The sequence below is a fragment of the Hymenobacter translucens genome, assembly GCF_020685205.1.
Lineage (GTDB): Bacteria > Bacteroidota > Bacteroidia > Cytophagales > Hymenobacteraceae > Hymenobacter > Hymenobacter translucens.
Genome location: NZ_JAJERB010000002.1, coordinates 589,368 through 614,384, shown reverse-complemented (window position 1 = coordinate 614,384; position 25,017 = coordinate 589,368). Strand labels below are relative to the sequence as shown.

Annotated in this window: 19 protein-coding genes; 4 read left to right on the top strand and 15 right to left on the bottom strand. The window is 61.0% G+C overall.

The genetic code is table 11. The features are described from left to right. Positions 1 to 8: 8 nt before the first annotated feature. Together LJY25_RS06310 and LJY25_RS21220 are read right to left on the bottom strand one after the other, a co-directional pair. Complete coding sequence (locus tag LJY25_RS06310) at positions 9 to 1,217, bottom strand: PHB depolymerase family esterase (RefSeq protein ID WP_227607405.1); 1,209 nt, start codon at positions 1,215 to 1,217, stop codon at positions 9 to 11. 311 nt (positions 1,218 to 1,528) lie between these two features. Continuing rightward, a complete protein-coding gene (locus LJY25_RS21220) occupies positions 1,529 to 1,654 on the bottom strand; it encodes a hypothetical protein (protein ID WP_262908648.1) in 126 nt (41 codons plus the stop codon). A 19-nt stretch (positions 1,655 to 1,673) separates the two neighbouring features. On the opposite strand from LJY25_RS21220, the gene LJY25_RS06305 reads away from it, so the two are divergent. Continuing rightward, a complete protein-coding gene (locus LJY25_RS06305) occupies positions 1,674 to 2,147 on the top strand; it encodes a DUF6252 family protein (protein WP_227607404.1) in 474 nt (157 codons plus the stop codon). 156 nt (positions 2,148 to 2,303) lie between these two features. Here the strand turns inward: LJY25_RS06305 and LJY25_RS06300 are convergent, their stop codons facing one another. The 11 genes from LJY25_RS06300 to LJY25_RS06250 all read right to left on the bottom strand — a co-directional run bounded on the left by LJY25_RS06300 (position 2,304) and on the right by LJY25_RS06250 (position 14,845). Then, on the bottom strand, positions 2,304 to 4,541 hold the full coding sequence (locus tag LJY25_RS06300) for a hypothetical protein (RefSeq protein WP_227607403.1): 2,238 nt from the start codon (positions 4,539 to 4,541) through the stop codon (positions 2,304 to 2,306). A gap of 190 nt (positions 4,542 to 4,731) precedes the next feature. After that, complete coding sequence (locus LJY25_RS06295) at positions 4,732 to 6,285, bottom strand: glycine-rich protein (protein ID WP_227607401.1); 1,554 nt, start codon at positions 6,283 to 6,285, stop codon at positions 4,732 to 4,734. 365 nt (positions 6,286 to 6,650) lie between these two features. Further along, positions 6,651 to 8,537 (bottom strand): 7TM diverse intracellular signaling domain-containing protein, encoded by a 1,887-nt coding sequence (locus LJY25_RS06290; RefSeq protein WP_227607399.1) that lies wholly within the window; start codon positions 8,535 to 8,537, stop codon positions 6,651 to 6,653. A 284-nt stretch (positions 8,538 to 8,821) separates the two neighbouring features. Next, positions 8,822 to 9,712, bottom strand: coding sequence for an ATP synthase F1 subunit gamma (atpG, locus tag LJY25_RS06285; protein ID WP_227607398.1), 891 nt, complete (start codon positions 9,710 to 9,712; stop codon positions 8,822 to 8,824). A 106-nt stretch (positions 9,713 to 9,818) separates the two neighbouring features. After that, positions 9,819 to 11,402 carry a F0F1 ATP synthase subunit alpha gene (gene atpA / locus LJY25_RS06280; RefSeq protein WP_227607396.1) on the bottom strand — a complete coding sequence of 528 codons (1,584 nt, stop codon included), beginning with the start codon at positions 11,400 to 11,402 and terminating at the stop codon, positions 9,819 to 9,821. A gap of 4 nt (positions 11,403 to 11,406) precedes the next feature. After that, positions 11,407 to 11,967 (bottom strand): ATP synthase F1 subunit delta, encoded by a 561-nt coding sequence (gene atpH, locus LJY25_RS06275; protein ID WP_227607394.1) that lies wholly within the window; start codon positions 11,965 to 11,967, stop codon positions 11,407 to 11,409. Between the two features lie 85 nt (positions 11,968 to 12,052). After that, positions 12,053 to 12,547: a F0F1 ATP synthase subunit B gene (locus LJY25_RS06270; protein WP_227607393.1), complete on the bottom strand. Its 495-nt coding sequence runs from the start codon at positions 12,545 to 12,547 to the stop codon at positions 12,053 to 12,055. A gap of 192 nt (positions 12,548 to 12,739) precedes the next feature. Next, complete coding sequence (gene atpE, locus LJY25_RS06265; RefSeq protein WP_227607392.1) at positions 12,740 to 13,000, bottom strand: ATP synthase F0 subunit C; 261 nt, start codon at positions 12,998 to 13,000, stop codon at positions 12,740 to 12,742. A 53-nt stretch (positions 13,001 to 13,053) separates the two neighbouring features. Next, positions 13,054 to 14,124: a F0F1 ATP synthase subunit A gene (atpB, locus tag LJY25_RS06260; protein WP_227607391.1), complete on the bottom strand. Its 1,071-nt coding sequence runs from the start codon at positions 14,122 to 14,124 to the stop codon at positions 13,054 to 13,056. Positions 14,125 to 14,168: 44 nt separating this feature from the next. Further along, a complete protein-coding gene (locus LJY25_RS06255) occupies positions 14,169 to 14,564 on the bottom strand; it encodes a hypothetical protein (RefSeq protein ID WP_227607390.1) in 396 nt (131 codons plus the stop codon). A gap of 32 nt (positions 14,565 to 14,596) precedes the next feature. Continuing rightward, positions 14,597 to 14,845, bottom strand: coding sequence for an AtpZ/AtpI family protein (locus LJY25_RS06250; RefSeq protein ID WP_227607389.1), 249 nt, complete (start codon positions 14,843 to 14,845; stop codon positions 14,597 to 14,599). Between the two features lie 199 nt (positions 14,846 to 15,044). Here LJY25_RS06250 and porW point away from each other — a divergent pair, with 199 nt between their 5' ends. From porW to uvrC, 3 genes are all read left to right on the top strand, one after another. Further along, positions 15,045 to 18,014: a type IX secretion system periplasmic lipoprotein PorW/SprE gene (gene porW / locus LJY25_RS06245; protein ID WP_227607388.1), complete on the top strand. Its 2,970-nt coding sequence runs from the start codon at positions 15,045 to 15,047 to the stop codon at positions 18,012 to 18,014. Positions 18,015 to 18,098: 84 nt separating this feature from the next. Then, on the top strand, positions 18,099 to 20,432 hold the full coding sequence (locus tag LJY25_RS06240; protein WP_317206581.1) for a penicillin-binding protein 1A: 2,334 nt from the start codon (positions 18,099 to 18,101) through the stop codon (positions 20,430 to 20,432). A gap of 142 nt (positions 20,433 to 20,574) precedes the next feature. Next, positions 20,575 to 22,392, top strand: coding sequence for an excinuclease ABC subunit UvrC (uvrC, locus tag LJY25_RS06235; RefSeq protein WP_227607387.1), 1,818 nt, complete (start codon positions 20,575 to 20,577; stop codon positions 22,390 to 22,392). Positions 22,393 to 22,464: 72 nt separating this feature from the next. Here uvrC and porN read toward each other — a convergent pair whose 3' ends face one another. Beyond that, a complete protein-coding gene (gene porN / locus LJY25_RS06230) occupies positions 22,465 to 23,343 on the bottom strand; it encodes a type IX secretion system ring subunit PorN/GldN (protein WP_227607385.1) in 879 nt (292 codons plus the stop codon). 48 nt (positions 23,344 to 23,391) lie between these two features. Then, positions 23,392 to 24,936 (bottom strand): type IX secretion system motor protein PorM/GldM, encoded by a 1,545-nt coding sequence (gene porM / locus LJY25_RS06225; RefSeq protein WP_449555738.1) that lies wholly within the window; start codon positions 24,934 to 24,936, stop codon positions 23,392 to 23,394. Positions 24,937 to 25,017: the final 81 nt, after the last annotated feature.

The following is a 25,017-nucleotide window of genomic DNA, read 5'->3' as shown; positions in this document are numbered from 1 at the left end:
CTACAGAATTAGCGTTGCAGATGCAGCCGGGCTACCTGGATGCCGCTTTCGGTGTGCACCTGCACCAGGTATAGGCCTGCCGGCAGTCCGGCCGTGGGCAGTGCCAGCGTATGGGTACCGGCTGCCGTGGCCTGAGCGTACACCGGCCGTAGCAGGCGGCCCTGCAGGTCGCGCAGATCCACGGTCACGCGCTGGGCCGTTGGCAGGGTCAGAAGCAGGGTACAGGCATCGCCATTGGCTGGGTTCGGGTACACTGATAGCCCGGCAGCGTCCTGCGGTTTCTGACTGGCCGCTCCCAGCACCGTACCGGCAGGCAGGCGCCGAAAGCGCCGGAAGAAGTCCCAGAACTCATCCGTAGCGGAGGCATGCCAAACGTGAGAGTTACCTACCACGCTCATCACCACCACCTCCGAATTGCCGCTACAGCCCGGGTACCGGTCCCGGCGGATCAGGTCGCCGTTGCGCGTAAGCGAGTCACGCACGCCCAGGGTCTGGCACTGATTCCGGCGCGACCAGAAGTACGGGACCATGGGATCGGTAACGGCCCGGTCAGTCAGGTTAGCTTCCCGGGTCCCCCGGTAGTACATGATGGGAATGGTGCGGTCGGGTACGCAGTTCACGCTGGCCTCGGCCGAGGGCGGACTGGTACCGGGAATCGGGCTGCCGTCGCAGCCACCGTGGTCGCAGCGGCCATCGCCCCCGAACTTCCATGAGCCGGACAGAGGCCCGAGGGCGGCGAACCGACGGGTAAAGTCGCAGCCCATCCGGAAGGTCATCCAGGCCCCGTTGGAAAAACCGGACAAGTACAGGCGCGTCGTATCCACGCTGTATTGTCGGATCACCTGGTTGAGCACCGCATTCAGGAACCCCACATCGTCGACGTTGGCCCCGGTGCTGGGCTCGTAGGCATTCCAGGAATAGTTAGTGCTTCCCGCCTGCGTGGCGGTGCCGTTGGGATACACCGCAATAAAGTTCTCGGTGTTGCCTTTCACCTGCCAGCGGGCCGCCTGGGCGTGGTTGGTCGCATTGCTCAGCCCCGGATGCAGCGACATAACGACCGGTATTCGGGGCCCGGCCGGATTGTAGGCCGAGGGCGTGTACACAAAGTAGGTACGCACCCGGCCTTGCCAGGTGAGCGTGACGGAGGTTTGCGCAACGGCACCGCGGACCAGTAGGGTCAGCAGTAGCGCAAGCGAGACAAGTAGGCGTGTACGCATCCGCTAGAATGGTTTTGAGAGTTGGAATCAGAATAGCGGTAAGACCATAACCGACCCGAATGGTTTAAACAACCGGCGTCCCCGATATAGAGGGTCGACCAGAAAGCTTCACGCTCATCTTCGACGAGTCCGTACGCCTGATCGGGCAGACCGAAGTCCACAAGGACACGCTGCCCGCCTAGTACCCCGGCCGCGGGGGGCGCAACAGATGCCCGCCCCGGCCCGTTAGCTATCCAGTACGCCTATCGCAACTAGAAGAAGCGCCCCCCGGCCCGTGCCGGGCGGGCGCTTCGATTTTTAAGCCCTACGCTTCAGGCCACGGGTGAGCGGAATACCTTCTGGTTGAACGCGTAGCCAAAGGTCATTTCCCGCGGAGCGAAAAACGACGCGCCGGTGTTGAGCAGCAGGTCAAAGCCTATCTTTGGCCATACGTCCATCTCTTATTGCTTTTGCCTGATGAACTCCCTCCTAGCTATCCTCGCCCGGCGAACCCGGGCGCTTACCTCCATTTTCCTTCTCGCGGCTTTAACCCTGGGCCTGGGTGCCTGCGGCGACGATGAACCGGAACCGACCAGCATGACCTGGACCGTAGACGGTACGCCCGTGCAGGCTACCTCCGTTACAGCCCAGTTTCAGCCGGCCTCCGGACTGGTTGCCGTTACCGGTACCAGCGCCACCGGCAGCAAGCTGCAGATTATCTTTCCGCGGGTCGTGGGGGTGCAGCCGATCAGCTCCACCGGCCAGGCCAGCGGCATCTACAACGACGGCACCAACTACGCCGCCAACAACAACCAGGGCAGCGGGGGCATCATCGTCAACAGCGTGACCGATAACTCCGTGCGTGGCACCTTCTCCTTTACGGCGCCCCCCACCCAGACCTCGGGCCCGGAAAAGGTTATCAGCAACGGCTCGTTCCAGGCCAGCTTTTAAGCGAACCATACCGCCCCGAAAGCCCAAAAAGGCCCGTCTTCAGCTGAAGACGGGCCTTTTTGCTTATTGAACCCGTCACCACGGGGTAAGGTATCAACGGTTCAAGTACCGACAAGGCAAGCGTAACGGCGACGCAAACCCGGGGCCGCCCCGGCCTTACTCGGCCTGCGTCACGGTGTAGGTTATACGCACGGCCCCAAAGGCACAGTCTTCGCTGGCCGCATTTATCAGCACGTAGTACGCCCGGTTGTTGTCGATGATGCGGGAGTTGGTGGGCACGAAGGAAAACACCGAGTAGCCTGGGGTGCCCGAGGAAGAGGCGGTGTCATTATAGGAGCCGGGGGCACCCATGCCCGCGTCGGCGGGCAGCACCGAGATGAAATAGACCCGCAGGTCATTGGACGCGTTGGTATCCTGGCCGTAGCACTTGATGCCGGTGATGGTGGCTCCCTGCGGCAGGTGCACGGGAATGCGCAGGGCAGAAGTAGCGTACACGTACTCAGCACTGCCGAAGGTGACGCGAATTTTATAGGCCCCTGCCCCTTCCTGCTCGGGCTGCACGTCGCTGATGCCGTACGTTATGTTATAGGTTTTGGCCGCGGCGTAGGTGTAGGCATTGGCAGCAGGCAGTCGGGCATCGCCGGTGCTGGTTACCGAAAGGCCGGTGGTGCCGCCGTTGCCCACCAGAGCATTCGTGCCCAGTTTGAGGGCCTGGGTGGCGGTGTGGTTGCCGAGGTTGTCGCCGGCGGCGGTGGGCAGCGTCACGCTGTTGCCCCCGCTGATGGCCAGGGTGCTGCCGCTAATACTCAGCTGCTGGGCGTCGGCAGGCAGGGCCTGGGTGGCCAGGTTGCCGGCGGCATCAGCCGTCACCACGCGGGTACCGGTGCCGGCCAGGCCGGGCGCCTGCACCTGACCCGTGCTGCTCACACTGAAGGTAGGCGTGAAGGTACCCGTGGGGATGCCGCCCTCGGTGCTGGTGCCGCCCATGCGGCCCACCACGAACTTGTCGCTGAGGTCGGGCACGTCGCCCACTACCACGCGCAGCTCACTCTGGTCGGCAGCGGGGTTGAGGCGGTAGATGCCTACCGGGTCCGAGCTTACGCCGGGGCCTACCCACTCGATGGCCGGGCCCGCACCCGCACCGTTGCCGTCCTCGCCCAGGCGCACGTTGCCGCGCACATCCAGCTTCTGCGTGGGAGAAGTCGTCCCGATGCCCACGTTGCCCGCCACATAGCTGCTGCCGCCGATGGTACCGCTGCCTGCGATGTTGAAGCTGGCCCCGCTTTGCGGGGTGGTCTGGTTGAGAATGGCGTTCGGAGTAGCGGCGGCCGTGGTCTGGGTAGTGCCGTCCGGGAAGCGGAAGCCGCCGGTGCTGCTATACACCGTACCAGCCACTTCCAGCGGGTAGGCGGGGCTGGCCGTACCGATGCCCACGTTGGTGGAGGGCAGCACCGTAAGGGCCGGCACCGACACCACCGCCGAGGGCGTGGTCATGTAGGTTTTAAAGGCCAGGTCGACGTCGGTGCCCGGAAAGCCCTGGGGGATGGCCGTGCCCCCGGCGTAGGGGTTGTTGCTCTGGAAAAAGAAATAGACCCGGCCCGAGGTCGTTTCCACGTTCAAGGTGTACACTTGGCCGGCCGTCAGCTGTATCGGCGTGGGCAGCACGATACTCTCGTACACCAGCGTCGAGCTGTAGCTGAGGTTGGTGATGGTAAACACCTGCGTGCTCAGCCGCGTGCCGCCGGTGCCCGCCCCCTGGTACAGGTTGAAGGTAGCCTGGCCGGCGCCGAAATCGTGCATACCAATTTCGACCCGCACCAGCCGGTTGCTGCTGCCCGCCGTGAAGGACTGACTGGCCCCTACCTTGAAATCGGAGCCGGAGCTCTGCCCCTGCTCCTGGTCGACGCCCACGCCGGCTGCGTTGATCCGCTCCCCGTTTACCTGCAAAGGGCCGGCCGGGCTGGCGGTGCCGATGCCCACGTTGCCGCTGTTGTCCACGCGCAGGCCGCCGGTGCCATTGTTGGAGAGCGTGTTGCCGTTAAGCGTCAGGGATTGGGTGGCCGTATGGTTGCCTAGGTTGTCGCCCCCGCTGCCGCTGCTGGCGCCGAGCAGCACCCAGGCCGGGGAGGCGGGCGTGCCGCTGTTGTAGTAGAAGCCGGCCGGGGCGCCGGTCTGGTACACGAGCAGGCCGGTGGCCGGGGTAGCAATGGCGGCGGCACTGACTACGCGCGGCAGCAGTAGGCCCTTGCTGGTGCTCACGATGTCGAGCGCGGCCGAGGCATCGGGAGCTGTGGTGCCGATGCCCACTGAGCCGGTGGTCTGGGCGTGGGTGAGGCGGGGGGCGGCGACCAGCAGCAGGACGGCGAGCGGGGCAAAGAGGTAGCGGTGCAACATAGGCGTGGGTAATGGGGAGCGGAAAGGAAATGTGAGTTACTGTCTTGCTTGTCGGCCACCGGCTTCCAGGGCGCGCAGGCGGGCCTTGAAGCCGGTAGTGGCCGGGGCCTGAGGGTCGGGCGGGGCCGTATGGCCGACAGCCGGCCCGGTTGCTGGTGCGGGCGGCCGTTTGGGGGCGGGGCCCGCCGGCTCAGGGCTGGTATACCACGAAGGAAACATCCCGGTCGATTAAGTTGCCCACGCCGTCGGTCACATACAGGCGGACGATGCCTGTTGCGCCTTGCCAGCTCACGAAGGCGTTGGCGGCTACGCCCCTGCCGCCGTAGATGCTGACGTTCGCGACGGCACTGGAGAAGTTGTAGTTGCTCAGGCCGCTGGCAGCGGGGAAGGTGAGGACGTAGGTTCCCGGGCTGGTATAGGTAAACGTGAAGTTGCCGGAAGTAACCCCGAGGCCATCGGCGCTGAACTTGCCGTAGGCCACGGGCAGCATGTTGTGGGCGCCGGTGGTGCGGGTAAGCACGGCGCCCGGCGCGGTGCTGGTGCCCAGGCGCACGGTGCCGTCCACGTCGAGCTTCTGGGCGGGAGTGGTACCAATGCCCACGTTGCCGCTGTTGTCGATGCGCACGCCGCCGGTGCCGTTGTTCGAGAGCACATGGCCGTTGAGCTGCAGGCCCTGGGTGGCGGTGTGGTTGCCCAGGTTGTCGAAGGTGCCGGGCACGTTCACGAAGTTCACCCCGCTCAGCACCGGGGCGGCGTAGGTGGGCACGGGCGTGAGGGTTACCGTACCATTGCCGCTGCGGTAGCCCGGGGTGTGGGTGGTGGCGCTGCTGCCGGCCGCCGCCACGAACGATGAGCCGCCTCCCCCGCCACCGTTGGAGCCGCTGCCGCCGCCCCCGCCCCCGCCACCGTAGTAGCCGCCACCACCGCCCGAGAAGTTGCCCGTGCCGCCCTGCCCCAGGCTGCCCGTGCCCACGCCCTGGCCGCCCGCTCCGCCCGCGCTCTGCGTGCCGCCCTGGCCGGGAAAGGTGCCTCCGCCCGCCGCTCCGGTCAGCCCGCCCCCTGCTCCGCCGGCCGCCGAAGCCGCGCCGCCGCCGCCGCCGGCCACCACAAGGCGGTCGACCAGGGCGGCGCCGCGCCGCAGGTCGGTGGCGCCGCCGCCGCCGTAGTTAAAAGAACGGCCGTGGCCGCCGCCGTTGTAGCCGCCCCCTTCCGGGGGGTTGGTGCTGGCCGTGGCCCGGCTGCCCTGGCCCCCCACGTACACGGTGAGCACCTCGCCGGGCGTCACGGCCAGGGTGGTTTGCACCCGGCCGCCGGCCCCGCCGCTGGCCGAGGCCGCGCCGCCGCCCTGCGCGCCGCTGGCGTCCACCAGCAGGCTGGTCACGCCGAGCGGCACGGAGTAGGTTTGCGCGGACCCGGTGTAGGTGAAGGTCGTGCCGGCCGGCCCGTAGGGTTGCTCGGTGCTACTCAGGGCGGCGTCCCAGCTCGTGCCGTTCCAGGTGTTAAGCTTGCCGGTGGTGGTGTTGTAGATGGTCAGGCCGGCGGCCGGGCTGGCAATGGCGTCGCGCTGCGTCTGCGTCAGGCGCGGAGGCAGCAGGCCCTTGCTGGTGCTGCTCACGTCGAGTATAGCCGAGCTGTTGGGGGTGGTGGTGCCGACGCCCACGCCCCCGGTCTGGGCCTGCGCGGTGAGGGAAGCCGTTGCCAGCAGCAGGGCAGTCAGCAGGGTGAGGAGGTAACGGTTCAGCATAAGCAGCGAAGACAGAATGGCGAAGAAGGAGGCGCGGCCGGCAGTCGATGCTGCCCGGCGTTTGCCGGAAGCCGCCGGCGGAGGGGAAGGCTGCCGGGAGGCTTTACAGTCCCCCGGCCTCCTGTCCGTAGCGCCGGAGCCGAGGGCCAACCTCTGACCCGGGCGCGTCGCCTGCCCCTCCTGGGAGCTTCGTAAAAGTCCACCTATTCCATCAGGTTATCCTAAAATGAGGCATGGACAAAGTATGGACAACGCACGAGCGAGTCCCATTCCACTGCAGGAAAGCAGTTTATTTCTTGCTTCTGACGTATGTCGGTAGTTCCGCCGGGGCTACCTGCCACAGGCCGGGCGCCCGGCTCCGGGGGCTACTGGTCAGCCTGCGGGTTCTCGGACCCGGCAGCTGATGGGGCCCGGCCGGCCGCCACGTCGGCAGCAGTAATCTTTTTGTAGAGCCGCGACTTGGCCCGCCGCACGCTGCCCGGGTCGATGTTGAGCAGGGCAGCAATTTCCTTGGTCGACAGATTGATGTGGAAATAGCAGTAAAGCCGCTGCTCGTTTTTGGTGAGAGCCGGGTAGCGGGCCTGCAGCTCCTCGAAAAAGCGCGGGTGCACCTGCTCGAAGTGGAGCTTGAACTTGCCCCAGTCCTCGTCAAGGTAGAGGTTGGTTTGCAGAATGGACTTCATACCCGCCAGCTCATTTTGCCTGCCCGGATCCGATGCGTTCAGCCCCTGAATCTGCTGCTTGAGCTCGGCCAGCAGGGCGTTCTTCTGCTGTACGTAGAGACTCGTGGAAGCCAGCTCGCGCTGGTTGGCTTCCAGCTGCGCCTGCAGGTCCTGGTTGGCAGCCTGGTGTTGCTCGTTGTCGGCACTCAGCTGCCGGGTCTGCTGCTCGCGGGCCTGCTGCCGACGCTCCAGCTCCAGCAGCGCCGTCTGGATGTGTTGATTTTTGAGCACGATCTCGCGGTGGCGCAGCTCCTGCTGCCGGATGTCCAGGGCCAGGCGCTCGGCTTCGGTTTCTTTCGTCAGCAGGGTCTGCTGTACGCTTTGCAGGCGAATGCTGATGGCGGCCGAAAAGCCCAGCGCGTGCGAAATGATGGCCAGGTCGGGCAGCAGCAGATTGCCGTTGTTGTCGAAGCCGAACACGACGTGGTACACCGCCATGACCAAGACCAGAAGCAGCGGCAGCGCATTCGCCAGCAGATAAATACGGGCCAGCGGCAGCCGCTGCCGGTAGGCCACCGTGATGGTAACCAGTAACAGCACCATCACGCCCAGCACCAGCAGGTTATCGAACAGCAGGGTGTAGTGGTTCAGGTAAAACCCGCTCATGTTCACCAGCCCCACCACCACGGTAAACGCGGCATAGCCTCGCAGCGCAACGCGCAGTGCCCTATCGAGCCGGGGCAGGTGGGCCTGGACGGGCAGGTAGGTCCGGGTCATCTGGACGAAGCCCGTAAGCAGCAGCACCACGCTCAGGTGCATCAGCACGTTGTTCAGCGTGTAGGCATAGCTCATGCCGTTGGGCAGCACCAGCTGGCTGAAAACCGGCGCCGGAAACCACGCCTTGAAGTAGCCCCGGAAGGCTGTAATGTACAGCACGGCGCCAACCTGGGTACAGAGGTAGTAAAGGCTGGTACGGTCGCGGAAATGGGCGTAGGTGGGCAGGTTGGTGAGCAGCAGCAGCGCCAGCACGGCCACCGATACGGCCCAGGCAGTGCCGAAAAACGTGTTGGCTTGCTGGGTTACCGCAGTCGGCTCCAGGCTCACCTTCAGGCGAACCGCTGCCGGCAGCGCTGCCCGGTGGCCCAGGTTTACCAGCACGTAAGCCGTAGTGGTTGCCTGCCCCGGCAGCAGCAATGGCAGCGCCCCTTTTAGCCGCTGGCTGTCGGCGGCTACCGCCACGCCCGCTCGCCGGGTCCGCCAGGTCCGGGTATCCTCATTAAAATAGAAAAGCGTGTTGTCGAGGTTTGGCAGTACCGTTAGCTGCACGGCCTGGGTGTAGCGGCTGCGGTTGCCCAGCGCTATTTTCAGCCAGAACCGGCGGGTCTGCACGGGCCGCAGCGAGTCAGCGGGCCGGAAGGCCAGTGTGGTGTCGGTGCGGATTCGCTCCCAGCTGTAATCCCGGTCGGGCAGTACGCCCACCTGCTCCATAACGATGGGCGCCGAAATGGCCCGCCCGTCGGCACGCTGCGCTCCGACCTGCAGCGTGCCGGCAAACAACAGTATAAGTAGCAGGCAGACGTATTTGGGCACCGACAAAAGTTCAGAAGCGAGGAACGGACAAGCTATCCGGTGCAACGGATACGGCCGCGGGGCAGGTGCGGCAGTCGGTAAGTTAGAAAGGAAACGCAGCCTTTGGTTGCTCGGGCTGCTGTTTGACGGTGCAGCGGCCGGACCCGGGCAGCAGCCTGGCTCCGGCCATGAAGGTTCTTTTTTAACCCAGACGCTCCGGACGTTGAAGGCCAGGGCTACAGCTACAAGCAAAAAGGCCCGCCTCCAGCTGGAGACGGGCCTTTTTAGAGCTTTATGTACCGGGCTTAGCGCGTCGACGCCAGGGCCTCGGCTCCACCTACGATTTCGAGAATCTCAGTGGTAATAGCCGCCTGACGGGTGCGGTTGTACGTCAGCTTAAGCGACTTGAGCAGCTCACCTGCGTTTTCGGTGGCCTTGTCCATTGCCGTCATGCGGGCGCCGTGCTCCGAAGCGTTGCTTTCCAGCACTGCCTTATAGAGCTGCACCTTCACCGACTGCGGAATCAGGGTCTGCACGATTTCCTCTTTCGAGGGCTCGAAGATGTAGTCAGTGTTCGAGGTAGCCGTGCCGGCAGCAGGAGCCGCGGCCGGAACCAGGGGCAGCAGCTGCTCGGCCCGCACGATCTGCGTGGCGACGTTTTTGAACTCGTTGTACACCACCGTCACCTCGTCGAACTGACCGGCGCGGAAGCCGTCCATGGCCTCTTCAGCCGCTGCCCGAACGGTGTCGAACGACAGCTGCCCGAACACGTGGGTGTAGTTGCCCAGCATGGGGAAGCGCTTCGAGAAGAAGTCGTGGGAGCGTTTGCCAATGGCCAGCACCGTGATGGCACCGGCGGCGGCCTGGATGCTGTAGCGCTCCTGGATCAGCTGGTTGACGCCCTTGAAGATGTTGCTGTTGAAGGCACCGGCCAGACCACGGTCGGAGGTAACGGCAATGATGAGCACCCGCCGCACGTCGCGCTGCACGCTGTACTCGCTCACCACGTTGTCGCCGACCTGGGCAGTCAGGTTACCCAGAATGCTGTTCAGCCGCTGGGCATAGGGGCGCATCCGCAGGATGTTGTCCTGGGCCCGACGCAGCTTGGCCGCCGCCACCATCTTCATGGCTTTGGTGATCTGCTGCGTGCTTTGCACCGATACGATGCGGTTGCGGACTTCTTTTAAGCTAGCCATTGGCGTTGAATTAGTAATTAGTAAGTAAGAATTAAGCATTGCCGATCAGACACTAACGTCCGGGGCGGCAACCCTCAATTCTTAATTACTAATTCTTAATTATTAATTACTTGTTAGCGTAAACGGCCGACAGATCCTTGGCTACCTCGCGGATGGCGTTGGTAATCGTGTCGTCCAGCTTACCGGCCTTCAGCGACTTGAGCACCTCGGGGTAACGGGCGTTCATCACTTGGGTGAACTCCTTTTCGAACTCGCGCACCCGGTTTACCGGCACCTGGTCGAGCAGACCGTTGGTAGCAGCGTAGATCATGGCAACCTGATCCTCTACCTTCTGGGGCGAGAACTGGGGCTGCTTCAGGATCTCGAGGTTGCGACGGCCACGCTCGATGGTGAGCTTGGTCGAGGCATCTAGGTCGGAGCCGAACTTGGCGAAGGCTTCCAGCTCGCGGAACTGAGCCTGGTCGAGCTTCAGCGTACCGGCCACCTTCTTCATCGACTTGATCTGGGCGTTACCACCCACGCGCGATACCGAGATACCGACGTTGATGGCGGGGCGCACACCGGAGTTGAAGAGGTTGGTTTCGAGGAAGATCTGTCCGTCCGTAATCGAGATTACGTTCGTGGGGATATACGCCGAAACGTCACCGGCCTGGGTTTCAATCAGGGGCAGAGCCGTCAGCGAGCCGCCACCTTTCACCATGTGCTTGATGGAGGCGGGCAGGTCGTTCATGTCCCGGGCGATTTCGTCCGAGGCGTTGATTTTGGCGGCACGCTCGAGCAGGCGGCTGTGCAGGTAGAATACGTCGCCGGGATATGCCTCACGGCCCGGGGGACGACGCAGCAGCAGCGATACCTCGCGGTAGGCTACGGCCTGCTTGGAAAGGTCGTCGTATACCACCAGGGCCGGACGGCCCGTGTCGCGGAAGAACTCGCCGATGGCGGCACCCGTGAAGGGAGCAAAGAACTGCATCGGAGCCGGGTCGGAAGCCGAAGCGGCTACTACCACGGTGTAATCCATAGCACCACCGCGCTGCAGGGCGTTTACTACCTGGGCTACGGTCGAGGCTTTCTGACCTACGGCAACGTAGATGCAGAAAACCGGCTGGCCGGCCTCGAAGTACTCGCGCTGGTTGAGGATGGTGTCAAGCGCAACCGTCGACTTACCCGTCTGACGGTCACCAATGATCAGTTCGCGCTGACCCCGGCCGATTGGAATCATGGCGTCGATAGCCTTGATACCGGTCTGCAGGGGCTCGTTTACCGGCTGACGGTAGATTACGCCGGGAGCCTTACGCTCCAGGGGCATCTCGTACACGTCGCCGGCAATGGGGCCGCGGCCGTCGATGGGCTGACCGAGCGTGTTTACCACGCGGCCGATGATGCCTTCACCGACTTTGATAGAAGCAATCTTATTCGTGCGGCGGACCGTGGCGCCTTCGCGGATTTCGCTGTAGTCGCCGAGCATTACGGCACCTACGTTGTCTTCCTCGAGGTTCAGAACCAGGGCCTGCAGGCCGTTTTCGAATTCAATCAGTTCCCCCGCCTGGGCGTTGCCCAGGCCGTAGATGCGGGCCACGCCGTCGCCAACCTGCAGGACCGTGCCTACCTCGTCGAGTTCGGCTTCGGTCTTAAAGTTGGACAGCTGCTCCCGCAGGATGGCGGATACTTCATCCGGACGTACTTCTGCCATGATATTATATGTGGGGTTGGTAGGGGTTCTCTTTAAACGTGTTGCGCAGCTTGCGCAGGCTGTTCCGCACCGAGTCGTCGATCTGACGGTCACCGGTGCGCAGGATAAAGCCGCCGATCAGCGACGGATCCACTTTCTCGCTCAGCGTTACCTGCTCCAGGCCCGTCTGGGCTTTTACAAGGCGGGTAACGTGCTCCCGCAGCTCTGCCGACAGGGGCATGGCCGTGGTTACCTGAGCTACCTGAATTCCCTGCATCAGCTCGTACTGGCTCTGGAACTCAGTGGCCACCCATTCCAGCGCGCTTTCGCGGTTGTGCTGGGTGATGATGGTGAAGAACTTCTCCGTCACCTCCGTTACCTTGCCACCGAAGATGGCACGCAGAATGGCCAGTTTCTTATCGTGCTTGACGATAGGGTTCCGGAGCAAAAGGCGCAGGTCGCGGTTCTGGTCGAGGGTTTTGGCAAACAAGTCCATGTCGGCCTTCACCTCCGCCAGCGTACCACGCTCCTTGGCCAGGTCCAGCAGGGACTTCGCGTAGCGGGAAGCGGCTCGTTGTTCAGACATTCTTTTAAGGAGTTAGAAGACAGGAGACAGGAGCCAGGAGTCGAGAATTCCTTCTCCTGACTCCCAGCTCCTAGCTCCTAGCTCCTTAGTTCAACTTTACTTCCTGCAGATACGAGTTCACGAGCTGCTGCTGGGCGGTCGGATCGGTCAGCTCCCGGCGCAGAATGCGCTCGGCAATGTCGATCGACAGCTTGGCGGCCGTGTTCTTCACTTCGGCCAGGGCCGAGTTCTTCTCGTTCTGAATGGCTTCGCGGGCCTGCATGATCATGCGGCTGCCCTCTTCAGTGGCCTTGTTCTTGGCCTGCTCAATCAGCTGGTTAGCCATCTGACCGGCTTCCTGCATGATCTTGTCACGCTCCTGCCGGGCTTCGGTCAGCAGCTTCTCGTTGCCGGCTTTCAGCTGCTGCATTTCAAGCTTGGCCTGGTCGGCCATGCGCAGCGCGCTTTCGATGGAATCTTCCCGCTCGCGGAGCGAGGTCAGGATGGGCTTCCAGGCAAACTTGGCCAGCAGAAACAGGACCAGCAGGAAAACAACCAGCTGCCAGAAAATGAGGCCAAGATTTGGGGTTATCAGATCCATAGTGGGTAGGATGGGTTAGCAGTGAGCAGAAGACCGCGGCTCTCGAAAAGTGAGCCGCCAACGGCCCGGGGGCGCCACGTCTCACTTAGGTATTGCCCGGCCCGAACTACTTGATTCCAAAAAGCCAAGTCAGCCCGCTGCACCGTGCGCCGAAGCGACGCGCAGCGGGCTGCCCGAGCGGAGCCCCTATCTCTAGAGGTTGAAGGAAATCAGCAGGCAGACTACTACTGCGAACAGCGCCAGACCTTCGATCAGAGCGGCTACGATCAGCATAGCAGTTTGGATCTTGCCCGAAGCTTCCGGCTGACGGCCAATGGCTTCCATGGCGCTACCACCGATGCGACCGATACCCAGACCAGCACCAAGAGCAACCAGACCAGCACCGATACCGGCACCCATTACGGCCAGACCAACAGAATTAGCAACAGCCTGCAACAACAGAGAAAGGAACATAAAAAAGGAATTTGTGGGAAGTGAAAAACGAAAAAGTCAGAAACAGAAAAAGCTTAGTGGGCGTGGCCGTGGGCCGGGGCCGCAGCGTTGTCGCCCCCAATCTGGTGGTCGGCATCGTGATGCTCCTCCACTGCGCCGCCGATGTACATGGCGGTGAGCAGGGTGAAGATATAGGCCTGCAGAATGGCAACCAGCAGCTCCAGCACGTTGATAAACAAGCCGAAGGCAATTGAAACCGGGCTAACGGCGGCGCTGCGGAAGATGAAGATCAGGCTGATGAAGCTCAGGATTACAATGTGGCCGGCCGTGATGTTGGCGAACAGACGCACCATCAGGGAGAACGGCTTTACCACCACGCCGATCAGCTCCACCGGAATCATGATGGGCAGCAGGGCCTTGGGTACGCCAGGCGTGGCGAAGATGTGGCTCCAGTAGTACTTGTTGGAGCTGGCCAGCGTAATGATGAGGGTCAGCACGGCCAGGGTGAGGGTAACGGCAATGTTACCGGTCAGGTTCGCGCCGCCGGGCATCAGGCCGAGCAGGTTGTTGAACCAGATAAAGAAGAAGATGGTGAGCAGATAGGGCATGTACCGCTCATACTTCGGGCCAATCGACTTTTTGGCTACCTCGTCGCGAACGAAAACGATAATCGGCTCGAAAAACGACTGAATGCCGCGGGGGGCGCCGTTGCGGTTCTTGCCGTAGCCCCGGGCCACCGCCGTGAAGACCAGCAGCAGCAGCAGGGCGCTCAGCAGCAGGGACGCGACGTTTTTGGTAATCGAGAAGTCATAGACGTGGCCGCCATCCTCGGCTACCAGGTGCTCGTGCTCCAGCTTCAGACCGTTGTACGACTGACCGTGGGCCAGGCGGGAGGACGAGAAAACACTCAGCCCTTTCGTGGGTTGATACGCAATAACGGGAAGCGGAAGCGTTAGGTGGGTGCCGTGCTCTTCGTCGCCCAGCGTCGCGAAATGCCACTCGTGCGAATCGCTGATGTGGTGCAGAATCATCTCCCCCGGGCTGAAAGCCTCCTTGTCGGTAGCCTCCGCCTGCGTCGAAGCTGGTTCGTTTGCAAAAACGGGAAGCGAAAGAATGCAAAAGAGAGCTATCAGTAAACGCTTCATTCAGAGTAATTTAGGTGGCTACCGGACCCAAGATGAAAATTGGATTAAGCCGGTTTTGAAAACGGGCGCAAGTTAGTCAGGATGCTCCAGACTTCAAACCCGGCGAAAAGAAAATACAGCAGAAAGAAGCTACCCAGGAACGCCCAGGTGCCCGGCCCTTCTTTGGCGCCCCCCCGGTAGAAGTACACCAGGATCAAACCAACCGAGATTAACAGGCGCGCCACCATCGACCCGAAGTACGCCGCCATGAAGTTGTCGGCGTCGGCTTTTACTAGTCGGGCGGTCAGCCAGTAGGTGAAGGCCGTGAGCAGGGCGAAGAAGCCGAGGATAAAGTAGGCGAGCCGGTGAATGACGGCTGCGCCGAACTGCAGGTGCAGGCCGTACATGATGGCCCACAGCACGACACAGAAGAAAGCCAGATTGCGAAGAAAGCGCGTCACAAGGAAGGAAACAGGAGAAAGAAAAGCGCAGCCTACTCGTTGCGGGTGAGGGTCCGGATAACCTGATAGGTAGCCGCTACCAGCCCGAGCACCATCAGCCCGATGGTGTACCAGGGGTTCTTGTTCTGGAAGTGGGCGTCGAGCTTCAGCCCGCCCCAGGCGCAGAGCCCGATGGTAGCCAGCATCTGAAAGCCCAGCCCCGAATACTTGGCAAAGTTACGCAGCCGGTCGGCACCGGAGTCGGTAGGCTTGTCGGGGCGGGGAGCAGCATCGGTGGGCATAGCGCGGCGGATTGGGGTGCGAAAGTATTGATTTTCGGGTCGGCCCATCGGCCCCGGGCTTCCCGGTGCCGGGCGGAGCAGGGAAAAAGCGTAATTTTACCCGAAGTGCTGCGTTGTACGCAAGGCTGGCTGCCCCGTCGAACGAATTGACCCGGGGGCGGCGTTTTGCTGAAAACCCTCCTGCCCTGACTTACTTATTTTGACCAAGCATTCCTCTCTTCGTCTGCTTTCGGCCCTGGCCGTGCTGCTCGTGGCCCTGGGCCTGGAAGCCTGCTCCTCCGAGCGTCAGTCCCTGCTGGGTCGTACCTATAACAACGTAGCGGCCCGCGACAATGGCTACTTTCTGGCCCGGGAGAAGCTGCGCGCCACCGAAGCCGCCTTATATAAGGAGCGGCCCAACGACTACAACCGCATTCTGGCGCTGTCGCCCGTCCTGGACGATGCGACGGCCACCCGGATTGCGGCCGACCTAGAGGACATCATCAAGAAGGCTTCCATTCCGATTCAGCACCGCCCCGGCTCCGACTGGACCGACGACAGCTACCTGCTGATCGGCAAGGCCCGCTATTACAAGCGGGAATACGAGGACGCGGCCAAGACCTTTAAGTACGCCAACACTACCAGCAAGGACGCCAACACCCGGCACGCAGCCCTGATCTGGCTGATGCGCACCTTCGTGACCACGAAGGAGTACGACAACGCCGCGGCAGTGTCTGCCCTGCTCGATAAGGAGCAAGGCACCGAGGCCAATGCCCGGGAGCTGTTCCTGACCCGGGCGGAGTATTACCTGGCTACCGGCGACCAGAAGCTCGCCATCGAGAACCTAAACCGGGCTATTCCCTACATCACCCCCAAGAACGAGCAGTCGCGCACCCGCTACATTCTGGCCCAGCTCTACCAGGCCCAGGGCCAGGACAAGGAAGCCTACGCCCAGCTCAACCGGATTCTGAAGCGTAACCCGCCCTACGAGCTCGACTTCTTCTCGAAGCTGATGCTGGGCCAGGTGTCCAACCTTGATGCCACCGACCGGGCCCGCCTCGACAAGTACTTCGCCAAGCTCATCAAGGATGAGAAAAACAAGGAGTACACCGACAAGATCTATTATGAGATGGCGCGCATCGACTACCGGCAGCAGCGCTATGATCAGGCATTGGCCCTGCTGCGGAAGTCGGCCCGGGCCACGACGACCAACAAGGCGCAGAAGTCCTACACCTATCTGCTGGCGGGCCGCATCTACTACGAGAACCTGCAGAAGTACCGGCTGGCCGCGGCTTATTACGACAGCACGGTGCAGAACATGCCCAAGGAAGCCCCGGAGTACGCCGCCACCGCGGAGCGGGCCGGCATTCTGAAGGACTTTACTACCCAGCTTACCATCGTCGAAACCCAGGACAGCCTCCAGGCCCTGGCCCGCCTCGACGCCCCTACCCTGGAAGCCCGCCTGACCGCCTACGCCACGGCAGAGCTGGAAGCCCGGCGCAAACAGGAGGAAAAGCAGCTGGCCCTGCGCGAGCAGGACGCCCGGCGGCAACAGGCCGCCATTAACGGCAGCCCTACCACCACCGGCAATGCCGCGGACATGGACCCGCTGGCGTTTGCCAACAGCTCGACCGGCGCGCAGTGGTACTTCGACAACCCTAATTCCCTGGGCACGGCCCGCGCCGACTTTATTCGCCGCTGGGGCGACCGGCCTCTGCAGGACAACTGGCGCGTTACGAGCCAGTCCAGTTCGTCACCCGTTACCAGCCAGGGCGGCAACGTGCCCCTGTCGGTAGCCGGAACCAGCGGTACCAGCGTGAATCCGCCGAAAGACGACCCGGCCGCCGCGGACCCGGCTGTTCAGACCCAGGCCCTGGTGGGCAAATACCGCCTGAGCCTGCCACTGACGGAGTCCCAGCTGAAAACCTCGCAGCAGCAGGTGGAGGAAGCCCTGTTTGCCCTGGGCGCCATCTATAACCAGCAGCTGCGGGAGCAGGACCGGGCCATTGAAACGTACGAGAAGCTACTAACCCGCTTTCCGGCCGGCACCCATGTAGCCGAAACGTACTATAGCCTCTACCTGCTTTACAAAGAAAAGGGCGACGGCAAGGCCGAAACCTACGCCCAGAAGCTGCGCACGGAGTTCCCCAAGTCGTCGTACGCCAAGCTGGTGGCCGATCCGGAATACCTGCGGCGCGCCTCGCTGGTAAACGAGCAGGTTACGCTGCGGCTTGACTCGGCCTTTACTTTCTACAAGAAGCAGGAGTTTAAGAAAGCTACGGCCGTCCTGGCCCGGGTCAGCAAGGCCTACCCCGAGAATGACATGGCGGACCGCGTCGGCTTCCTGAAAACGCTGGTGGCTATCCGAACCCTGCCGCCGGTCAAGGCAAAAGAAGTGGTGCTGCAGTTTAAAAAAGACTTTCCCGACAGCCCGCTGAACAGCAATGCGTCGCTTTTCATGGAGGCTTTCCGGAAGTACGATGCCGGGCAGATTGCCGGGGCGTTGGCTTCGACCGAGAAACCGGTGGTGTCGATGTTCCGTCCCGGGGAAGTCGACAACCGCATCCGCATTCTGTACAGCGAGAACGAGTCCCCGGCCGTAGCCCTGTCCCCAGCCCAGCCCAAACAGCCCGAGCCCAAAGCAGCGGTTCCCGACAAGCAGCCCGCCACGCCTTCCGCTGAGTCCAGCCCCAAGACCCCGGCTCCCAAGTCGGCCCCGGCAAAAGAGGCGCCTGCAAGCAAGACGGTGGAGCCCGCCGCTGTACCGGCTCCGGCCGGAGGCTCATCAGGCCCTGTGCCGGCGCCAGCGAAGCCAGCCACTGCCTATACAGCCAACTCCAACTCTCCCCACGCGGTGGTGCTGGTGTTTCCGGCCGCCTCGCCGGTGGTAGGCGGGCTGCCCGCCCAGCTGAACGGTTACCACGCCCGCCTGTTTCGGGATGCCAAGCTGCAGGTGCAGGCGACCCCGATGCGCGACTCCCTGGTGCTGGTGGTGGTGCAGGCGCTGCCGGGCGTGAAGGCGGCCCAGACCTACGCCCTTAAGCTCCGCACGGCGCAGTCGCCCATGAGTCGCCTCCGAGGCGTGGGTTACCAAACCCTGCTTATTGGTATGGATAACCTGCCGCTGCTGCTGCAAAGCCAGGATATCGAGGAGTACAAGCGCTTTTACCAGCAAACCTACCCGAAGTAACTCTGGAATGCTGCCGCGGCCCTGCTCTGGCGCGTACGCACCACTGATCAGGCCTTCCATTCTGATTCCCGTTCACCGAAACCAATGGCTAACCCTGCCACCAAGAACCGCTCTTCTTCCCGCAAGCCCCAGCGCGCCGGTCGTTTCGAAGGTATTACCCGCACCCTGTGGCTGATGTTCGGGGGCGGCGTGGTGTTGTTTGTCGTCTACATCCTGGCCGTCAGCATCAACTTTCTGAACCTGTTCGGGCGGATGCCCAACCTGAAAACCCTGGAAAACCCGCGAAGCGAGCTGGCATCGGAAGTCTATTCGGCCGACGGGGTGCTCATGGGCAAGTACTTCCGCGAGAACCGCACCCCGGTCGATTACAAGGACCTGCCTCAGAACCTGATTGACGCCCTCATTGCCACCGAGGACGTCCGCTTCGAAGACCATTCGGGCGTCGACCTTAAGGCCATGGGCCGGGTAGTAAGCGGCATTCTGACCGGCAGCAAGGGCGGCGGGGGCTCTACCCTTACCCAGCAGCTGGCCAAGCTTTTGTTCCGCACCCGCGACGACCTCAACGACGGCCGCCTGAGCAACGTGCCGGGCCTGCGGATGATTATCATCAAAACCAAGGAGTGGATCATGGCGGTGCGCCTGGAGCGCAACTATACCAAACGCGAGATTCTGCGCATGTACCTGAACACGACGGAGTTCGGTTCCAACGCGTTTGGCATCAACGTAGCGGCCAAAACCTTCTTTAACAAGCAGCCCAAAAACCTGACCCTGGAAGAGTCGGCCCTGCTGGCCGGGCTGGTAAACGGGCCTTCGTGGTTTAACCCCGTCCGCAACCCCGAACGCTCGAAGCGCCGCCGCAACTGGGTGCTGGGCCAGATGCACAAAAACAACTACATCGACCAGGCCACCTTCGAGAAGACGGCGGCCAAGCCGATTGTGCTCCACTACAGCGTCGAGAACGTGAACAAGGGCATTGCGCCCTACTTCCGTACCGAGCTCAGCAAAGCGCTGGTGCAGTGGAGCCGCGAAACCGACCACGACCTTTTCGCCGACGGCCTGAAGATCTATACGACCATCGACTCGCGGATGCAGAAGTATGCCGAAGCAGCCATTGCCGAGCACATGAAGCTGCAGCAGCGCTGGTTTGAGGCCCACTGGAAAGGTCAGCTGCCCTGGCGCGACGAAAACGGCAAGGTGATTCCCAACTTCCTGAACTTCGCCATCCGGCGCACGGAACGCTATAAGTCCCTTTCGAACCGGTACGAGGGCAATAAGGACTCCATCAACTACTACCTGCGCAAGAAGTACAAGATGACGGTCTTCTCGTGGCAGGGGGAAAAGGAAGTGCTGATGTCGCCGCTGGATTCGCTGGCGTACTACAAGCGCTACCTGCACGCCGGCTTTATGGCCATGAACCCGCTGAACGGGCAGATCAAAGCCTGGGTCGGCGGCACCAACTTCAAGTACTTCAAGTACGATCACGTCAAGCAGGGTCGCCGCCAGCCGGGCTCGGCCTTCAAGCCCATTGTGTACACGGCTGCCATCGACCAGGGCTACTCGCCCTGCTACCAGGTGCAGGATCTGGCCGTGACGTTCCCGCCGGTAGCCGGACGGGCCGCTTATACGCCCAAAAACTTCGAGGGCGGCTTCTCGGGCCGTACGTTCACCATTCGCCAGGCCCTGGCCCGGTCCATGAACTCGATTACGGCTTTCCTGGTGAAGAAAATCGGGCCGGACACTGTAGTCAAGTACGCCAAGCTGCTGGGTATTACCTCCGAGATTGAGGCGGTTCCTTCCGTGGGCTTCGGCTCGAGCGACGTCAGCATCTACGAGCTGTGCGGGGCGTACAGCACCTTCGTCAACCACGGCGTATGGACGGCGCCGATGATGGTAACGCGCATTGAGGACAAGAATGGCAACGTGCTGCGGGAGTTTGTGCCCCAGACCCGGGACGCCCTCAATGAGGAAACAGCCTACCTGATGACGTATATGCTGCAGGCCTCGACCACCGAGCCCGGCGGCACGTCCATCATCCTGAAAAACGGCTTTAAGTTTCCCTATGAGATGGGCGGCAAGACCGGCACGACCAGCAACTATTCCGACGGCTGGTTTATGGGCATCACGCCCGACCTGGTATGCGGTACCTGGGTAGGCGGAGAAGACCGCAGCATCCACTTCCGCAACGGCTCCTACGGGCAGGGTTCCCGCCTGGCGCTGCCTATCTATGGCCTGTTTATGCGCAAGGTGTACGCCGACAAGAGCATTGGCATCAGCACTGGCCCCTTTCCCAAGCCGGCGCAGCCCCTGTCCATCGAAATTGACTGCAGCCGCTACTACGGCGGGCAGCGCGACACGATTCCGTATGAGCAGAAGCTCAACCAGACCGACCTGAAAGACATCCAGGACCAGGACATTTAACCCCTTGAACTCCGCGCACGCAGGGCAGCCAGAAGTTGGCTGCCCTTTTTCGTTAACCTGGCCTCCGGCTGAATTAAGCCAACCCCGCGGTTGTTTTGCCAGTTAAACACCTACATCTTTCGGCTTCCCTACTTTCCCGCCTATGGCTGCCAAAGCCCATCTGCAAGAGCAAATCCGTCACCTCCCCCACCGGCCCGGCATCTACAAGTTCTTCGACGATGAGGGCATCATCTACGTGGGTAAGGCCATTGACATCCGTAAGCGGGTCAGCAGCTACTTCACCAAGCAGGACCACAACAAGAAAACCCAGCAGCTGGTCAAGAACATTCAGCGCATCGAGTTCACCATCGTGGACTCGGAGTCGGATGCCTTTCTGCTCGAGAACAACCTGATCAAGCAGAACCAGCCCAAGTACAACATCCTGCTGAAGGACGGCAAGACCTACCCTTACCTCTGCCTGACCAATGAGCGTTTTCCGCGCCTGCTGCCCACCCGCAACAAGCTGAACGACGGCTCCCGTTACTACGGCCCCTACGCCAACGTCACGGCCATGAACATTGTGCTGGAACTGATTCGGGCCCTGTACCCGCTGCGGACCTGCACCTACAACCTAGCGCCCGAAAACGTGGAGGCCGGCAAGTTCAAAGTCTGCCTGGAGTACCACCTTGGCAACTGCAAAGGCCCGTGCGAAGGGCTCATTGACGAAACTACCTATAACCAGCACATTGTCCAGATCCGGAACATTCTGAACGGGAACCTGACGGTCGCCAAAGCTTACTTCCGGGAACGGATGATGGCGGCGGCGCAGGACCAGCAGTACGAGTTGGCGCACAGCATCAAGCAAAAGCTCGACCGCCTCGACGACTTCCAGGCCAAGTCTACGGTTGTCAACGCTTCACTGTCCAACATCGACGTCTTTTCCATTGCGTCCAACGAAAAGAACAGCTTCATCAACTACCTCAAGGTGATGAACGGCTCGATTATCCTGACGCAATCGGTCGAAGTACAGAAGAAGCTGGACGAGCCCGATGCAGAGATTTTGGCACCTCTGGTCATGCAGATGCGGGAGGAGTTTGAAAGTGAGTCCAAAGAGGTGCTGACCAACATTGCCCTGCCGGAGCTGCCCCTGCCCGGCGTCAGCCTGACGGTGCCCCAGATTGGGGATAAGCGGAAGCTGCTGGAGCTGTCGTTGAAAAACGTGCTGTACCTGCGCAAGGAAAAGGAAAGCATGAACGACCGGTCCAAGGACGTCAACGAAGTCCGGATCATGGAAGGCATCAAGCGGGATTTGCGCCTTACGGAGCTGCCTAAGCATATCGAATGCTTCGACAACTCCAACTTCCAGGGCGACAACCCGGTGGCCGCCATGGTGTGTTTCCGCAACGCTAAGCCCAGCAAGAAAGACTACCGGCACTACCACATCAAGACCGTCGTGGGCCCCAACGACTTCGACTCGATGTACGAGGTGGTTACCCGCCGCTACCGCCGCCTGGTTGATGAAGGGGCATCCCTGCCCCAGCTGGTTATTGTCGATGGCGGCAAAGGGCAGCTGAGCATGGCTGTGAAAGCCATCAAGGACCTCAACCTTTGGGGGCAGATGGCCGTCATCGGCATTGCCAAGCGGCTGGAAGAAATCTACGTCCCCAATGACCCGCTGCCCCTTTATATCGACAAGAAAAGCGAGTCGCTACGCCTTTTTCAGCGCATGCGCGACGAAGTACACCGCTTCGGCATCACCTTCCACCGGAGTCGCCGCGATGCCGCTACGCTCAAGACTGAGCTGACGGATGTGAAAGGTCTGGGTCCGGTCACTGCTGATAAGCTGCTAAGCAAATTCAAGTCAGTTAAGAAAATCCGGGAACTGAGCGAAGCAGAACTCGTCGCCGAAGTCGGGCAGGCCAAGGCCCGGGTGCTGCTCAATCACTTTGCCCAGTCAGGTGCCGCTTCAGCTGATGTCTAGTAGTCGCCGCCAACAAAAAACCCCTACCGCTCTGGTAGGGGTTTTTTGTTGTAGAAAGTAAGCTGGTAAGTACTAGAAGCTCCAGAGGTTGTACTCGTACTCGATGAGGTCCGAGGCAGCCTGCTGAGCAGCCAGAATACCCTGCTGACGGCTGCCGTATACTACATCCAGACGGTCATCGTTCGGGTTGGAAATCTTCACGATGTACGAGTTGAACAGCCACAGCTCGAAAGCATCAGCAAGGTTCTTGTGCTGGGCATCGTTCTGGGGGTTAAACCACACAGCCCGGTCCGGGTTAGCCCGGAACACGCGCACCAGGTCGCTGTACTTAAAGTAGGCAATCGGCTTTTCGATACCGGAAGTGTTGTCACCCAAGGTAGCGGGAACAAAGAATCCCAGGCTCTTGATGTCGTGATACATCCGCGACCGTTTCTTGTCGAAGACCATATCCTCCTTCATTTCCATCTGGTACAGATCCACGTACCGGTACTCGTTCGTAACGGGAGCAGCGGGCTTTTTCGGCTCAGGCTTTTTGCCTTTCTGACCTTTTTTGGGCTTATCCCAGGCAGCGTCGTCGTCGGCCGTGAAGCCCAGCGCTTTTTCCTCATCCGTCAAGCCGGCAGCCGCTTCCGAAGAAGACATGTTGGCGCTTACCTCAGGGGCGGTCAGAGTGGACGTCAGCGAGTCGTTTTTATATGCCTGCAGCTCCCCACGCTTTACGGCCTCAAATATCACCCGGCTGATTTCCTTGCCGGCTGAGAACATCGGCTTGTTCTGCTTTTCGCGCAGGTCGATCTGACGCCACACGGTTTTGCGGAACAAAATGTCGGACGGGGGAATCGGGCGATACGAACCCGTGCTGCTGGCCGTAGTAGCCTGCTCCTGGGCCGACGCTGTCACCGACAGTGTTAGGCTGGCCGCCAGAGCGGCAAAGGAAAAGAACTTGTTCATAATCGTAGTAAGCAAAAATTGAGGGGCGTTAGTTCAGTCTGCTAACGCTTACAGCAGCGGAATATTGAACTGCTTGGACACTTTTACCTCTTCTTGCTGATCCTGGAAATTCAGGCGGCGAACCTCTTTCACTTCGATGTACAGACGGTCACCGGAACGGGCGCTGTTTACAACGTTGTCAAGACGCAGGTCCGGGTCATTCGACGTGATCGTGGGAATAGCGGGACGGTTGCCACGCACGAGGGTTACCTCGTAGCGGGTTACCCGGTAACGGGCGTCCTCAGGCAGGAAGGCAGCAAAGCTGGCATCCGGAATAGCCCGTAGGCTCATGTTCCGAACAGCAGTAATGGGGGTACCCTGCTTCTCGTTGGCTTCGCGGCCACCCACGATGCACTTGATTTCGGGCTTGGGAATCAGACGAACCTGGAACACCTGCGAACCAATGGCGTTGCCACCGCTACTAACGTTCAGAGTTACTTCTTTTGAATTCGGTACCAGCGTAACCTCACCAACTTTGGAGCCTTTGATAGCTGATGCACCGGAAGCCGAGAAGCTGGGCTGGTACTGGGCACCCAGCGCAGGAACCTGTACACTCAGCTTGTTGCCACACTTAAAGTAAAGTGCGTTAACCGAAGCGGACTGCACTTGCATTACCGGCTTGGTAACCGTGTAGGGAACCGTTACTTTAAAGGTGGTATCGCGGCCGTTCTGCTTGAAGCGGATCGTGCCGGTCCAGGTAGCCTTGGCGTTGCCGGCAGCATCGAAGTTGCCGGGGCGAGCCGTAAACTCGATTTTACCTTTACCCGTTGCCGGGTCAACAGACAGCGGGCTGCCGTTCAAAGTCATCGTCGGACGCAGGCTGCTGGCCGAAGCCGTCAGGAACAGTTCTGCTTTGTACTTGGTGCCGGCTGCCACCGTGTTCGACTCGGCACTGGCGAAAGCCCCAACCTTATCGAAGATGATGGTTTGAGCACCTACCGAAGCACCCAGCTTGCTGAGGGCATCAGCTTCGTACTTCAGAACTTCGGCCTCTTTCTGCGACAGGACGGCCATGGCAGCAACCACTGGCGTATTCTCGAAGCTGAGTTCAGCGAAGTTCTTGTTTTTCTGCTCTTTGTCGATCACACCCGGATCATCTTTGGCATCAAGTGCCAACGGCTTAACGCCAGGGATAATCTTGGAGATGTACTCCGAGTAACCGTTGAGCTTGTTTTTCATATCGTAAGCCACCCCATTCTTGGTAGCTCCGATCATCAGCTCAGCAACCTTGTCCTCAGCGCTCATGTTGGCGTAAATGCCCTGAGCTCCCTGGGTATTCTCCGTTTTCTGGAGCAGCTTCTCCCGGATACCCTGGAGGTAGCTTACCATCTCAGACGTACGCTGGCGTACCTCCTGGCTTTGTTTCAGAATAGCCAAGTCACGGGCTTGATTCCGGTTCTTCTCAACCGTAGCCTGAATGCCTTTTACTGCATCCGTATTGGCTTTGTCAGTTTTGGAGTTGACGCCCATAAGGCTCTCGTCCAGAAACTTGAATTTTTGAAGAATTGCTGAGTTCACTTGAAGGGCCAGAAGAGCAGTCAGTACCAAGTACATCATGCCAATCATCTTCTGCCTTGGAGTCTCATTTGCTCCTGCCATTGTCTATTTCCTAATCAGTTTTTATGGAACGGGAAC